Origin of the sequence: Streptomyces sp. NPDC006283 (assembly GCF_040613325.1) — a bacterium.
GTDB lineage: Bacteria > Actinomycetota > Actinomycetes > Streptomycetales > Streptomycetaceae > Streptomyces.
In genome coordinates this window covers 1-14,131 of sequence record NZ_JBEXRZ010000190.1, presented here as the reverse complement: position 1 = coordinate 14,131, position 14,131 = coordinate 1, and the positions used below count along the sequence as shown (strand labels likewise).

At 69.3% G+C, this 14,131-nt stretch carries 9 protein-coding genes and 1 pseudogene; 7 read left to right on the top strand and 3 right to left on the bottom strand.

Annotated elements, in window-relative coordinates; genetic code table 11:
- Positions 1-235, bottom strand: a pseudogene (locus tag ABZ070_RS28675) (hypothetical protein); the annotation flags it as partial.
- Between the two features lie 322 nt (positions 236-557).
- On the opposite strand from ABZ070_RS28675, the gene ABZ070_RS28670 reads away from it, so the two are divergent.
- Positions 558-1,964 carry a diaminobutyrate--2-oxoglutarate transaminase family protein gene (locus ABZ070_RS28670; RefSeq protein WP_356638237.1) on the top strand — a complete coding sequence of 469 codons (1,407 nt, stop codon included), beginning with the start codon at positions 558-560 and terminating at the stop codon, positions 1,962-1,964.
- Between the two features lie 155 nt (positions 1,965-2,119).
- Here ABZ070_RS28670 and ABZ070_RS28665 read toward each other — a convergent pair whose 3' ends face one another.
- Positions 2,120-2,341 carry a hypothetical protein gene (locus ABZ070_RS28665; RefSeq protein ID WP_356638236.1) on the bottom strand — a complete coding sequence of 74 codons (222 nt, stop codon included), beginning with the start codon at positions 2,339-2,341 and terminating at the stop codon, positions 2,120-2,122.
- Between the two features lie 21 nt (positions 2,342-2,362).
- On the opposite strand from ABZ070_RS28665, the gene ABZ070_RS28660 reads away from it, so the two are divergent.
- The 4 genes from ABZ070_RS28660 (at position 2,363) to ABZ070_RS28645 (ending at position 8,933) form a co-directional block, all read left to right on the top strand.
- Positions 2,363-4,030: an IucA/IucC family protein gene (locus ABZ070_RS28660; protein ID WP_356638235.1), complete on the top strand. Its 1,668-nt coding sequence runs from the start codon at positions 2,363-2,365 to the stop codon at positions 4,028-4,030.
- A gap of 40 nt (positions 4,031-4,070) precedes the next feature.
- Positions 4,071-4,811, top strand: coding sequence for a GNAT family N-acetyltransferase (locus tag ABZ070_RS28655; protein ID WP_356638234.1), 741 nt, complete (start codon positions 4,071-4,073; stop codon positions 4,809-4,811).
- A gap of 221 nt (positions 4,812-5,032) precedes the next feature.
- Entirely contained in the window at positions 5,033-6,925 is a 1,893-nt protein-coding gene (locus ABZ070_RS28650; RefSeq protein WP_356638238.1) for an IucA/IucC family siderophore biosynthesis protein, read from the top strand.
- 37 nt (positions 6,926-6,962) lie between these two features.
- Complete coding sequence (locus ABZ070_RS28645; protein ID WP_356638233.1) at positions 6,963-8,933, top strand: ATP-dependent DNA helicase; 1,971 nt, start codon at positions 6,963-6,965, stop codon at positions 8,931-8,933.
- Positions 8,934-9,080: 147 nt separating this feature from the next.
- On the opposite strand, the gene lexA is transcribed toward ABZ070_RS28645, so the two are convergent.
- On the bottom strand, positions 9,081-9,866 hold the full coding sequence (gene lexA / locus ABZ070_RS28640; protein WP_356638232.1) for a transcriptional repressor LexA: 786 nt from the start codon (positions 9,864-9,866) through the stop codon (positions 9,081-9,083).
- Between the two features lie 563 nt (positions 9,867-10,429).
- Here lexA and nrdR point away from each other — a divergent pair.
- Positions 10,430-10,942 (top strand): transcriptional regulator NrdR, encoded by a 513-nt coding sequence (gene nrdR, locus ABZ070_RS28635; protein ID WP_356638231.1) that lies wholly within the window; start codon positions 10,430-10,432, stop codon positions 10,940-10,942.
- A 167-nt stretch (positions 10,943-11,109) separates the two neighbouring features.
- A complete protein-coding gene (locus tag ABZ070_RS28630; RefSeq protein WP_356638230.1) occupies positions 11,110-14,001 on the top strand; it encodes a vitamin B12-dependent ribonucleotide reductase in 2,892 nt (963 codons plus the stop codon).
- The last annotated feature ends 130 nt before the right edge of the window (positions 14,002-14,131 follow it).

Here is a 14,131-nt window from a genome sequence, read left to right as displayed (position 1 = left end):
TGTCCTTGTCCCAGTTCTTCCACTCGCCGTTCTTCCACTTGTCCAGGTCGATCCCGCGCTCCTTGAGCCGGTCCTTGAGGTCGTCCGGGATGGTGATCTTGTCATTGGCGGACTGGCTCGCGGAAGCACTCGGCTTGTCGCCTGCGTTGTCCTCGCTCGGGCCGCAGGCGGTGGCAGCCAGCGCGAGAACAGCGGCCGTCGAGGCCGCTGCCAGCATCGGGCGAATGGGTCGCATCTCTTGATCCCCCTGGGACTTCGGTGCTGCTGAACTGATGAACTGTCGGAATTGTGCAGGAACTTCTGGAACACAGGGTCCCTGCCCGCACCGCTGGAGCCGGAGCCGGGTGCGGCCCCCCACTATGCCGGTGCCGATGGGGACGGCAGGCAGCAGGTCGGCGGTTCCCCGACCGCAAGGATCTTCCGATTGCCCGTGATCCCCGGCTCCCCGCGTCGTTGGTACGTGCGGGGACGCGAGGACAGCGTTCAACGCCGGGGCGCGGCACAGAAGTGCCGTACCGATGTGCAACGCAACTGTGACAGCGGGAGGACCAACAGCCGTGGCCGTGACGGAACCTGCTCCGGGGGCGCCCACCGCAGCTCACGAGGGGATTCTGCGCAGGCAGTCGCTCCGCGAATCGGCGGCCCGCACCTATGCGCGCTCCCTGCCCATCGTTCCCGTACGGGCCAGGGGCCTGACGATCGAGGGCGCCGACGGCCGGCGCTATCTCGACTGCCTCTCGGGCGCGGGCACTCTGGCGCTCGGACACAACCACCCCGCCGTCCTCGAGGCGATCAGGAAAGTCCTCGACTCGGGTGCGCCCCTGCACATCCTCGACCTGGCCACACCCGTCAAGGACGCTTTCACCACCGAGCTGTTCGCCACCCTTCCGGGACCGCTGGCACAGGATGCGCGGATCCAGTTCTGCGGTCCCGCCGGCACCGACGCCGTCGAGGCTGCCCTCAAGCTCGTCAGGGCGGCGACCGGCCGCAGCGGCCTGCTCGCCTTCACCGGCGCCTATCACGGGATGACGGCCGGGGCGCTCGAAGCCTCGGGCGGCGCCACCGACGTCCGGGTCACCCGCCTGCCCTTCCCGTACGACTACCGCTGCCCGTTCGGGATCGGCGGCGAGCGGGCTGCGGAGCTCGCCGCCCGCTGGACGGAGAGCCTGCTCGACGACCCCAAGAGCGGCGTCCCCCGCCCGGCCGGGATGATTCTCGAACCCGTACAGGGCGAGGGCGGTGTGATCCCGGCGCCCGACGCGTGGATGCGCAGGATGCGCGCCCTCACCGCTTCCCGCTCCGTCCCGCTGATCGCCGACGAGGTGCAGACAGGAGTGGGTCGCACCGGAACCTTCTGGGGAGTCGAGCACAGCGGCGTGGTGCCGGATGTCATGGTGCTGTCCAAGGCCATCGGCGGCTCCCTTCCGCTCGCCGTCATCGTGTACCGCTCGGAACTGGACTCGTGGCAGCCCGGTGCCCACGCAGGCACCTTCCGCGGCAACCAACTCGCCATGGCCGCCGGTGCGGCCACCCTCGCCTACGTGCGCGAGAACCGACTGGCCGAGCGGGCCGCGACGCTCGGCTCGCGCATGCTCGCCGGCCTTCAGGGCCTCGCCGCGACGCACCCCTGCATCGGGGACGTCCGCGGCCGGGGCCTCATGATCGGCGTGGAACTCGTCGACACGGACTGCGCGGACCCGGACGCGCTGGTCCCTCCTCCGGCACCCGAACTCGCGGCAGCCGTGCAGCGGGAGTGCCTGAGCCGGGGCCTGATCGTCGAACTCGGCGGGCGACAGGCCGGTGTCGTGCGTCTGCTCCCTCCTCTCACGATTACCGATGAACAAGCCGTGGCCGTCCTCGACCGCTTCGCCGACGCACTGGCTGCCGCAGAGCGCTCCTCCCCCCGCGGCTCGGCATCCCACGGCTCCGCACACCGCCGTAGCGCCACCCGGAAGTCGCACTGACCACTGACCCGGACAACGTCTCAAGGAAGCTTCCCGTGAACCCCACTCCCGCACCCGACGCGCCCGAGTCCTCGGACGGCACCAACGGCCACCACCGCAGAGGGGGTGGAGCGAGCGGCCCACTCACGATGGAGTCGATGACGGTCCCCCGTCAGTCAGGTCGCCTCGATGGGCCGCGCCTGGAAGAGCCCCGTCCTGACGAGCCGTGCCTCGACGAGCCGTGCGTCGACGACCCCCGACTCGACGAACAAGGCGGCGGCGCGGCGGCAACGACGGCCACCGGTGACGACACCGCCGAACGCCTCGACCACCAACGCTTCGGTCACCAGGATGCCCACTCCGGTCGTCTCGACCACCTCGACGATCCGGACCCACACCGCGCCGCGGACCTGGCAACCGTGGAGAACCTGCTCCGCTGCTGGGTGCGGGAGAACGACATGCCCCGGCCGGAGCAGGGAGTCCTGCGCATCCCCCTCGACGCCAGCGGCACCGCGCTGATCGTCCCGGTCCACTACTGGTCGGCCACCGGATGGCACCGCTTTGGGCCACCCGCCCTGCACGGCAGCTCGCACGGGGCCACCCGCGCCGACGCCGTGACCGTTGCCGCGCTGCTCGGGCGCGAAGCCGGCCACGGCGACGGAGTTGATCTCGTCGCAAGGGTCGCCGACTCCGTGCGCCGTACGGCCCAGTTCGTCGCCGACCGGCGCGACCGGCCCGCGGCCCCGGCCGAGGCAGACCTCTTCCTCACCGCCGAACAGTCGCTGCTGCTCGGCCATCCGCTGCACCCGACGCCCAAGAGCCGCGAAGGACTCACAGAGGCCGAAGCCAGAAACTACTCACCCGAGTTGTACGGCTCCTTTCCGCTGCACTGGATGGCTGTCGACAGATCCGTCCTGGCCGCTGAATCGGCATGGACCGAACAGGGTCGTGTCGTCCCCGCGGAACAGCTCACTTCTCGACTGGCGGGAGACCTCCCCGTCCCCGGCAACGCCGTTGCCCTGCCGCTGCATCCCTGGCAGGCTCAGGACATCCGGCACCGGCCCGCTGTGTCCGCTCTCGTGAGCGCCGGCTTGTTGCACGACCTCGGCCCGCAGGGCGATCGCTGGTACCCCACCTCCTCCGTCCGTACGGTGCACCGGCCCGGCGCCCCGGCCATGCTCAAGCTCTCCCTCGGGCTGCGTATCACCAACTCCCGTCGCGAGAACCTCCGCAAGGAACTCCGCCGAGGCGTCGAGGTCCACCGTCTGCTCCGCGCCGGCCTCGCCGAGCAGTGGCGGGCCGCCCACCCCGGATTCGACATCGTGCGCGACCCGGCATGGCTCGCCGTCGACGCCCCAGACGGGGAACCGCTGCCCGGACTCGACGTCATGCTCCGCCACAACCCGTTCGGACCGGGGGACGACGCCGTCTGCATCGCGGCGCTGACGGCCCCGCGGCCATGGCCCGGGCGGGCGGGGATGCACTCGCGCCTGGCGGCAACCGTCGAGTGGCTCGCCGCCCGCACCGGCAGGCCCGTCCCAGCCGTGGCCGCGGAGTGGTTCCTGCGCTATCTCGACCAGGTCGTGCGTCCCGTGCTCTGGCTGGATGCCACAGCCGGTATCGCCCTCGAGGCCCACCAACAGAACACGCTCGTGCTGCTCGACCCCGAAGGCTGGCCCACGGGTGGCCGCTACCGGGACAACCAGGGCTACTACTTCCGCGAGTCGCATCGTGGGCGACTCGACGACCGCCTCCCCGGCATCGGCACCCACAGCGACACCTTCGTACCCGACGCCGTCACCGACGAGCGGTTCGCCTACTACCTCGGGATCAACAACGTGCTCGGCCTGGTCGGCGCCTTCGGGGCGCAGCGCCTCGCCGACGAGCGCGTCCTGCTCGCAGCGTTCCGGCGGTTCCTGGCGTCGGCGGCGGACATGGGGTCGCCGCTGCCCCGCCAGTTGCTGGAGACGCCCACGCTTCGCTGCAAGGCCAACCTGCTCACCCGGCTCCACGGTCTCGACGAACTCGTCGGTCCCGTCGACACCCAGTCCGTCTACGTCACCATCGCCAACCCCCTTCGTACCTGAGGCACAGAGATCCGACCGACCGCGAGAGGAGAGCGCCGCTGTGCCGCCCACCGACGCGTATACCGAGAGCGGGCACGGTCCCGCCCCCCGGCCGGGAGGAGGCGCGGAGGACACCCTCGACCTACGGCTCCCGGAGGGTTTCCCGGCGCTGCTCCGGGACCGGGAACCCGCGACCTCCGGGCAGCGGCTCCCTGGCGAGGACACCACGGGCAACCTGCTGGGCAATGTCGGCGACTGGGGGCAGGCGGTTACGCCCGTCGGCGCGTTCCAACTCGTCCCCGTGGTCCTCGAGCGCGATCTCGCCGTGATCACCCGCTGGATGAACGACCCGGCAGTGGCCGCTTTCTGGGAGCTGTCGGGGCCGGACTCCGTCACCGCCGCCCACCTGTGCGCGCAGCTCGCGGGCGACGGCCGCAGCATCCCCTGCCTCGGCGTCATGGACGACGTCCCCATGAGCTACTTCGAGATCTACCGGGCCGATCTCGATCCGCTGGCCCGCCACTATCCCGCGCGCCCCCAGGACACCGGTATCCATCTGCTCGTGGGCGGCGTAGCCGACCGCGGCCGTGGCGTCGGCTCCGCCCTCCTTCGAGCCGTCTCCGACCTCGTTCTCGACAATCGGCCTCGCTGCACGCGCGTCGTCGCAGAGCCCGACCTACGCAACACCCCCTCCATTTCCGCGTTTCTCAGCGCCGGCTTCCGCTACTCGGCCGAGCTCGACCTTCCCGGCAAACGGGCCGCCCTCATGGTCCGCGACCGCGCCCTGCGGAACCTGCTGTGAACCACCCGCCGTCTTCCATACACCGCTCGATCCGTATCGGTTCCATGCGAGGAGTCATCGTGCCGACATCGCCTGCCCACCACGGCTCCACCGGCTCCACTCCCACCGACCAGACCGACCAGACCGACCAGACCGACCAGACCGACCAGACCGACCAGACCGACCAGAGGGACCAGAGGGACCAGACCGGCCGCACCGACCGCCGACCCGGACCGACCGACATGTCGCACGACGAGCCCAACCCCAGCGCCGACGACCTCCGCCGGGCGGCCGCAGTGCCCTTCACCCCGCCCGGTCTCAACCAGCGGAACTGGGACCGGGCGGCTGCCCGCCTCCTGGCCAAGATGCTCGGCGAGTTCGCCTACGAAGAGATCATCGAGCCGGTCCTGGTGACGGCTCCGACGTCTTCCTCCGCCTCGGAGCCGACCACAGAGACCGCCGGAGCGGCGGCGCAGAGCGCCCTCTACACCCTCCGGATCGACGACACCGGCGTCCTCACCTTCCGAGCGCGCCGGGGCGCCTACGGCAGCTGGCGCATCGCCCCCGAGTCCGTCGAGTGCCAAGGCCGCCGCTTCAGCGACCCCCTCGCCTTCCTCGCCCGCGCGAGGGAACTGCTCGGCCTCGACGGGGCGACGCTCGGCCATCTGCTGCGCGAAATGTCCCTCACCCTGACCGCCGACACCCGGCTCGCGGACACCGCGCTGACCGCCCCACAGCTCGCCGACCTCGACTACGCCGACATCGAAGGCCACCAGACGGGCCACCCCTGGCTGGTCCTGAACAAGGGACGCATCGGCTTCTCCGCGACCGACACAGCCCAGTGGGCGCCCGAAGCCCGCCGTCCCGCACGCCTCCCCTGGATAGCGGTCTCCGTCGGCCTCGCGGCCTACCGAGGCGTCCCTGGACTCGCCGATGCCGAGGACCTCTACGGCCGCGAGCTCGACGCGCCGACCCGCGAGACCTTCGACGCCGTGCTGCGCGACAGAGGCCTGGACCCCGCCGCGTACCTGTACCTGCCGGTCCATCCGTGGCAATGGGACGAGGTGCTGCTTCCCCTGTATGCGCCCGCCGTCGCCCGTGGCGAGATCGTTCCGCTGCCCACCGACGGTGATCTGCGGCTGCCCCAGCAGTCCATCCGGACCTTCGTGAATGTCGACCGCCCCGACCGCCACACGGTCAAACTGCCGCTGTCCATCCTGAACACACTGGTCTGGCGAGGGCTGCCCACCGAACGCACGCTCGCGGCGCCGGCCGTCACCTCCTGGGTGCACTACCTGCGGGACGCGGATCCGTTCCTGCGCGACGAGTGCCGGGTGATCCTGCTCGGCGAGGTCGCCTCCGTGACCGTCGAGCATCCGCTGTACGACCGCCTCCCCGAGGTGCCGTACCAGTACCGGGAACTGCTCGGCGCCATCTGGCGCGAACCGCTCCAGCCCCGCCTCGACGCCGGTGAGCGGGCCCGCACCCTTGCCTCCCTGCTCCACACCGACCCGCAGGGGCGAGCCTTCACCGCCGAACTGGTCAGCCGGTCCGGCCTGCGTCCCACCGTCTGGCTTCAGAGGCTCTTCGCGACACTGCTTCCGCCGCTGCTCCACTTCCTCTACCGCTACGGCACGGTCTTCTCGCCCCACGGGGAGAACGCCATTGTGGTCTTCGACGACCACGACGTCCCCGTCCGCCTCGCGATCAAGGACTTCGTCGACGATGTGAACGTGAGCGCCCAGTCGCTGCCCGAGCACGCCTCGATGCCCGACGACGTGCGGCGCGTCCTCCTCACCGAGGAGCCGGACTTTCTCACCCAGTTCATCCACTCGGGGCTCTTCGTGGGAGTGTTCCGCTATCTGGCGCCGCTGTGCGAGGAGCAACTGGATGTGCCCGAGGAGCACTTCTTCTCGCTCGTACGGGCGGAGATCCTCCGGCACCAGGCCCGCTTCCCCGAGCTCAAGGAACGCTACGTAACGTTCGACCTGCTCACCCCGCGTATCGAGCGGCTGTGCCTCAACCGCAACAGGCTTCATCTCGACGGATACCGGGACCGCCCCGAGCGCCCGCACGCGGCCGTCCACGAGACGGTCCCGAACCCCTTGGCGCCGGCGCCGTGGGCTCACGCGTGATCCTGATGTCGGTGGCGCCCCGTAGGCTGGTCGCGCTATGACGAAGCCATCCCTCCCCGAGCTCCTCCACTCCGCCGTGACCGCCGTCGGCGGAGTGGAGCGGCCAGGCCAGGTCTCCATGGCCGAGGCCGTCGCCGAGGTCATCGACGACAACTCCCATCTGCTGGTGCAGGCCGGGACCGGCACCGGCAAGTCCCTCGGGTATCTCGTCCCGGCCCTGGCCCACGGCGAAAGGGTCGTCGTTGCCACAGCCACGCTGGCGCTGCAGCGCCAGCTCGTGGAGCGTGACCTTCCCCGGACGGTGGAGGCCCTGCATCCGCTGCTGCGCAGGCGGCCCGAGTTCGCGATGCTGAAGGGCCGGTCGAACTACCTCTGTCTGCACCGGCTGCACGAGGGCATGCCGCAGGACGACGAGGACGCTCTCTTCGACCAGTTCGAGGCCGCGGCGCCCACCAGCAAGCTCGGCCAGGACCTTCTCCGTATGCGGGACTGGGCCGACGAGACAGAAACGGGCGACCGGGACGACCTGACGCCGGGCGTGTCCGACCGCGCCTGGAACCAGGTCTCCGTCTCCTCGCGGGAGTGCCTGGGCGCTTCCAAATGTGCTTATGGAGCCGAGTGCTTCGCCGAGATGGCGCGTGAGCGCGCCAAGCTCGCGGACGTCGTCGTCACCAACCACGCACTTCTCGCGATCGACGCCATCGAGGGCGCTCCGGTGCTGCCGCAGCACGAGGTGTTGATCGTCGACGAGGCGCATGAGCTGGTGTCCCGCGTCACGGGTGTGGCGACGGGAGAGCTCACGCCGGGCCAGGTCAACCGTGCGGTCCGCCGAGCCGCCAAGCTGGTCAACGAGAAGGCCGCGGACGCCCTTCAAACGGCCGCCGAGTCCTTCGAGCGGCTCATGGAGCTCGCTCTGCCCGGTCGTCTCGAGGAGATCCCCGAGGATCTGGGCTATGCGCTGACGTCGCTGCGGGACGCGGCACGCACCGTGATCAGCGCGCTCGGTTCCACCCGTGACAAGTCCGTCCAGGACGAGGACGCCGTGCGCAAGCAGGCTCTGGCCGCCGTCGAGAATGTTCATGCCGTTGCCGAGCGGATCACCATGGGCTCCGAGTACGACGTGGTCTGGTACGAGCGGCACGACCGTTTCGGAGCGTCGCTGCGCGTTGCGCCGCTCTCGGTGTCAGGGCTGCTGCGCGAGAAGCTCTTCGCGGAGCGGTCCGTGGTGCTCACCTCCGCCACCCTCAAACTCGGAGGCGACTTCAACGGCGTGGGGGCCTCCTTGGGTCTCGCGCCCGAGGGCAGTGGGGGAGAGGGCGTCCCCCAGTGGAAGGGGCTCGACGTCGGGTCGCCCTTCGACTATCCGAAGCAGGGCATCCTCTACGTCGCACGCCACCTCGCCACGCCGGGGCGTGAGGGTTCCCGGGGCGACATGCTCGACGAGCTCGCAGAGCTGGTGGAGGCGGCGGGCGGGCGGACGCTCGGTCTCTTCTCCTCGATGCGGGCGGCCCAGGCCGCCGCGGAGGAGCTGCGCGGTCGCATCGACAAGCCGATCCTGCTGCAAGGCGAGGAGACGCTGGGCGAGTTGATCAAGACGTTCGCCGGGGACGCGGAGACCTGTCTGTTCGGCACGCTGTCGCTCTGGCAGGGAGTCGATGTGCCGGGGCCCGGCTGTCAGCTGGTCGTCATGGACCGCATTCCGTTCCCGCGGCCGGACGACCCCTTGATGAGCGCCCGCCAGAAGGCAGTGGAGGAGGCAGGCGGCAACGGGTTCATGGCAGTGGCCGCGACGCACGCCGCGCTGCTGATGGCCCAGGGGGCCGGCCGGCTGGTGCGTGCGACGGGCGACCGGGGTGTTGTCGCCGTGCTCGATCCGCGGCTCGCCAATGCCCGCTACGGCAGCTATCTCCGAGCTTCGCTGCCTGACTTCTGGTACACGACGGACCGCAACCAGGTGCGCCGATCGCTCGCGGCCATCGATGCTGCCGCGAAGCAGGAGGGCAAGTAGCCGCGTGTTCGGGGGCAGGCTGTGGCCATGCTCGAGGGGCAGATCGGGACGACCCTCCGCGCTGAGAACAGCATGCCGGCGGACATGAGCAGGGCCCCGGGACCGGCGCAGTGGTCCCGGGGCCCGGTTCGAGGCCGGCGGGTGGTCTCACACGCGCCGCAGCACCGCCACCACCTTGCCGAGAATGGTCGCCTCGTCACCGGGAATGGGCTGGTACGCGGCATTGTGCGGGAGCAGCCAGACATGGCCGTTCTCCCGCTTGAAGCGCTTGACGGTGGCTTCGCCGTCCAGCATGGCGGCCACGATGTCGCCGTTCTCCGCGACGGGCTGGCGGCGGACGGTCACCCAGTCGCCGTCGCAGATCGCCGCTTCGATCATCGAGTCTCCGACGACCTTCAGCACGAAGAGCTCACCGTCGCCGACGAGCTGGCGGGGGAGCGGGAAGACGTCCTCGACGGACTCCTCGGCGAGGATGGGGCCACCTGCCGCGATCCGGCCGACGAGGGGTACATAGGAGGCGGCGGGCTTGCCCGTGGTGTCCGTGGGCTGAGTGCTGGGCTGGTCGGAGCCGCGGACCTCGTACGCCCTGGGGCGGTGGGGGTCCCTGCGCAGGAAACCCTTGCGCTCGAGAGCCATGAGCTGGTGAGCCACCGAGGAGGTGCTCGACAGGCCGACCGCCTGGCCGATCTCACGCATCGACGGCGGGTATCCCCGCCGCTGCACGGAGTCGCGGATGACCTCGATGACGCGCCGCTGCCGATCCGTGAGACCTGAGCTGTCCGCCCGGATTCCTGGAGGTCGGCCGGGCAGCGAGCGGGTGGGCTTGGGCCCCTCCGGGGTCGTGGCTGCGTCATTCATGGCATGCACCGACTCGAATCGGCTCTGTGAGCGGTCCTGGGCAGTGATGGTGGCACTGTCTGCGGTGGTGGTCACGTCGGCCCCTCTCGAATGGTCTCCCTGGTTTGACAACGGTAGTTGGTTTCGAAAGGTTGCGCCAAACACACGTTCGAGTGAAAAATCGCAGATTGCCTGACGTGGGCATTCAGCTGGGTGTATGTGCGAATGATCGAACCGGGATCCTGCAGACCGTCACGGTATCCGTCGCCACTGGGGACCGCGTCGGCGGGTCGTCGACAGTCTGGCATCCGACCGTGTCCGACCGACGGAGCCGCGCCCGTCCCTCCCTCTCCGCGCCCTGCCGTGTCGTCGTTCGTGGGGTCGAGCCGCGCGGCCGGGGTGGCTCGACGCGCTCCGTGCAGAAGGGCGGCACGGGCAGTGTCCGTGACGGTTTTCCGGCCGCTCCGGTGCGACACGCGTAGCGCGCTGGAGATGCAGCAAACCCCAGATCTAGTGGTCGCATTGGGTTCGCCACCCAGAAGTTGTGTCCCTGGTGCTTCAGCGGTGAGGGCATCGCCTATGCTGGTGGCTGCTTCGTGGGGCTCGGAAACAGCCCACCGGGGCTATTCGGTCGTGCTGTGAAGGAGGGGTTGGGAGCCATGCACTGTCCCTTCTGCAGGCACCCCGACAGCCGCGTCGTCGACAGTCGCACCACGGACGACGGAACGGCGATCCGGCGGCGTCGGCAGTGTCCGGACTGCTCCCGTCGCTTCACGACGGTGGAGACCGCCTCGCTGATGGTGGTCAAGCGCAGTGGCGTGACCGAGCCCTTCAGCCGCACCAAGGTCATCTCCGGCGTGCGCAAGGCATGCCAGGGGCGGCCCGTCACCGAGGACGCTCTCGCCCAGCTCGGCCAGCGGGTCGAGGAGGCCGTGCGTGCCACCGGCAGCGCCGAGCTGACCACTCATGACGTGGGTCTGGCCATACTCGGCCCCCTGCAGGAACTCGACCTCGTCGCCTACCTGCGCTTCGCGTCCGTGTACCGGGCATTCGACTCACTCGAAGACTTCGAGGCCGCCATCGCGGAGCTCCGTGCCGGCCGGCCTCCAGCTGAGGAAGGCGGGAGCGGCGGGACCGCTGAGGTCCCTGTGCCCGCCACCGCCGCCGACTGAGCGACACGGCTGACGGAACGGGTCCGGATCGGACCCGTCGGTCGGCTCAGGGCGGCAAAGGACCTGCTCGCGGGCGCTGTGCGCGGCGGCCGGAGCAACAGACACAAACCGTGCCACGGGAAGAACTGGGCACTTCAGGGCGTTTTTGCCCGTATATGGGAGGCGGCATGACCGAGACGACGAGCGGCCCGGCACGAGGGTCCCGAGCCAAGGGATCCAAGGCGAGCAAGGGCCTGCGTATCGAGCGCGTCCACACCACCCCCGGCGTGCATCCGTACGACGAGGTGGTCTGGGAGCGCCGTGACGTCGTCATGACCAACTGGCGTGACGGCTCGGTGAACTTCGAGCAGCGTGGCGTCGAGTTCCCCGACTTCTGGTCGGTGAACGCGGTCAACATCGTCACCAGCAAGTACTTCCGCGGGGCCGTCGGCACCCCCCAGCGCGAGACCGGCCTCAAGCAGCTGATCGACCGCATCGTGAAGACCTACCGCAAGGCCGGCGAGGACTACAACTACTTCGCCTCGCCCGCCGACGCGGAGATCTTCGAGCACGAGCTGGCGTACGCCCTCCTGCACCAGATCTTCAGCTTCAACTCCCCGGTGTGGTTCAACGTCGGCACGCCCCAGCCGCAGCAGGTTTCCGCCTGCTTCATCCTTTCCGTCGACGACTCCATGGAGTCGATCCTCGACTGGTACAAGGAAGAGGGCATGATCTTCAAGGGCGGCTCCGGCGCCGGCCTGAACCTTTCCCGTATCCGTTCCTCCAAGGAACTGCTCTCCTCCGGCGGCAACGCCTCGGGTCCGGTCTCCTTCATGCGGGGTGCCGACGCGTCCGCAGGAACGATCAAGTCGGGCGGCGCCACGCGCCGCGCGGCCAAGATGGTCATCCTCGACGTCGACCACCCGGACATCGAGAACTTCATCGAGACCAAGGTGAAGGAAGAGGAGAAGATCCGCGCGCTGCGCGACGCGGGCTTCGACATGGACCTGGGCGGCGACGACATCACGTCCGTCCAGTACCAGAACGCCAACAACTCGGTGCGCGTCAACGACGAGTTCATGAAGGCGGTCGAGTCGGGCGGCAAGTTCGGTCTGCGTGCCCGTATGACCGGTGATGTCATCGAGGAGGTGGACGCCAAGTCCCTCTTCCGCAAGATGGCGGAGGCGGCCTGGGCCTGCGCCGACCCGGGCATCCAGTACGACGACACCATCAACCACTGGCACACCTGCCCCGAGTCCGGCCGGATCAACGGCTCGAACCCGTGCAGCGAGTACATGCACCTGGACAACACCTCGTGCAACCTGGCCTCGTTGAACCTGATGAAGTTCCTCAAGGATGACGGCAAGGGACACCAGTCCTTCGACGTCGAGCGCTTCGCCAAGGTTGTCGAGCTGGTCATCACCGCGATGGACATCTCCATCTGCTTCGCGGACTTCCCGACCCAGAAGATCGGCGAGAACACCAGGGCCTTCCGCCAGCTCGGCATCGGCTACGCCAACCTCGGCGCGCTGCTGATGGCGACGGGTCACGCCTACGACTCCGACGGCGGTCGCGCGCTCGCCGGCTCCATCACCTCCCTGATGACCGGCACCTCCTACCGGCGTTCCGCCGAACTGGCCGCCGTCGTCGGTCCGTATGACGGGTACGCACGGAACGCCGCGCCGCACCAGCGCGTCATGAAGCAGCACGCCGACGCCAACGCCGTGGCCGTCCGCATGGACGACCTGGACACGCCGATCTGGGCCGCCGCCACGGAGGCCTGGCAGGACGTGATCCGCCTTGGTGAGAAGAACGGATTCCGCAACGCCCAGGCGTCGGTCATCGCCCCGACCGGCACCATCGGTCTCGCGATGTCCTGCGACACCACCGGCCTGGAGCCGGACCTCGCCCTGGTCAAGTTCAAGAAGCTCGTCGGCGGCGGCTCGATGCAGATCGTCAACGGCACGGTCCCGCAGGCACTGCGCCGCCTCGGGTACCAGCCGGAGCAGATCGAGGCGATCGTGGCCCACATCGCCGACCACGGCAATGTGGTCGACGCCCCGGGCCTGAAGCCCGAGCACTACGAGGTCTTCGACTGCGCCATGGGCGAGCGATCCATCTCCGCGATGGGTCACGTCCGCATGATGGCCGCCATCCAGCCCTGGATCTCCGGCGCGCTGTCCAAGACGGTCAACCTCCCCGAGACCGCAACCGTCGAGGACGTCGAAGAGGTCTACTTCGAGGCGTGGAAGATGGGCGTCAAGGCGCTCGCCATCTACCGCGACAACTGCAAGGTCGGCCAGCCCCTCTCCGCCAAGAAGAAGGAGCAGGAGAAGGCCGAGGTGACCGAGAAGTCCGAGGAGACGATCCGGGCCGCGGTCGAGAAGGTCGTCGAGTACCGACCGGTCCGCAAGCGCCTCCCCAAGGGCCGCCCGGGCATCACCACCTCCTTCACGGTGGGCGGCGCCGAGGGCTACATGACCGCGAACTCCTACCCGGACGACGGCCTCGGCGAGGTCTTCCTCAAGATGTCCAAGCAGGGCTCGACCCTCGCGGGCATGATGGACGCCTTCTCCATCGCCGTCTCGGTCGGTCTGCAGTACGGCGTTCCGCTGGAGACCTACGTCTCGAAGTTCACCAACATGCGCTTCGAGCCGGCCGGCATGACGGACGACCCGGATGTGCGGATGGCCCAGTCCATCGTCGACTACATCTTCCGTCGCCTGGCGCTGGACTTCCTGCCTTTCGAGACCCGATCCGCGCTCGGCATCCACTCGGCCGAGGAGCGCCAGCGCCACCTGGAGACCGGTTCGTACGAGCCGTCGCTCGAGGACGACGAGATGGACGTCGAGGCACTGGCCCAGTCGGCGCCGCGACAGCAGGAGCCGCTGAAGGCCGTCACCGCCCCACAGGCCGAGGTACCGGCACCCAAGCAGGCGCACACCTCCGCGGAACTCGTCGAGATGCAGCTCGGTATCAGCGCAGACGCACCGCTCTGCTTCTCCTGCGGGACGAAGATGCAGCGTGCCGGGTCCTGCTACATCTGCGAGGGCTGCGGCTCGACCAGCGGCTGCAGCTGACACCGGGCTGAATCGCGTGGGACGCAACGTTCGACGTAGCTGAGAACGACGCGTGGACATTCCGGGCACCGACCTCACCGTCACCCAGCCCCGTGATGCCCCCTGGTTCACCGAGTGGACGCAGAAGGCC

What these genes read in the sequence shown, in the direction of transcription:
- ABZ070_RS28650 (WP_356638238.1), top strand. Translation starts at nt 5,033, where the DNA reads ATGTCGCACGACGAGCCCAACCCCAGCGCCGACGACCTCCGCCGGGCG.
- ABZ070_RS28645 (WP_356638233.1), top strand. Translation starts at nt 6,963, where the DNA reads ATGACGAAGCCATCCCTCCCCGAGCTCCTCCACTCCGCCGTGACCGCC.
- nrdR (WP_356638231.1), top strand. Translation starts at nt 10,430, where the DNA reads ATGCACTGTCCCTTCTGCAGGCACCCCGACAGCCGCGTCGTCGACAGT.
- ABZ070_RS28630 (WP_356638230.1), top strand. Translation starts at nt 11,110, where the DNA reads ATGACCGAGACGACGAGCGGCCCGGCACGAGGGTCCCGAGCCAAGGGA.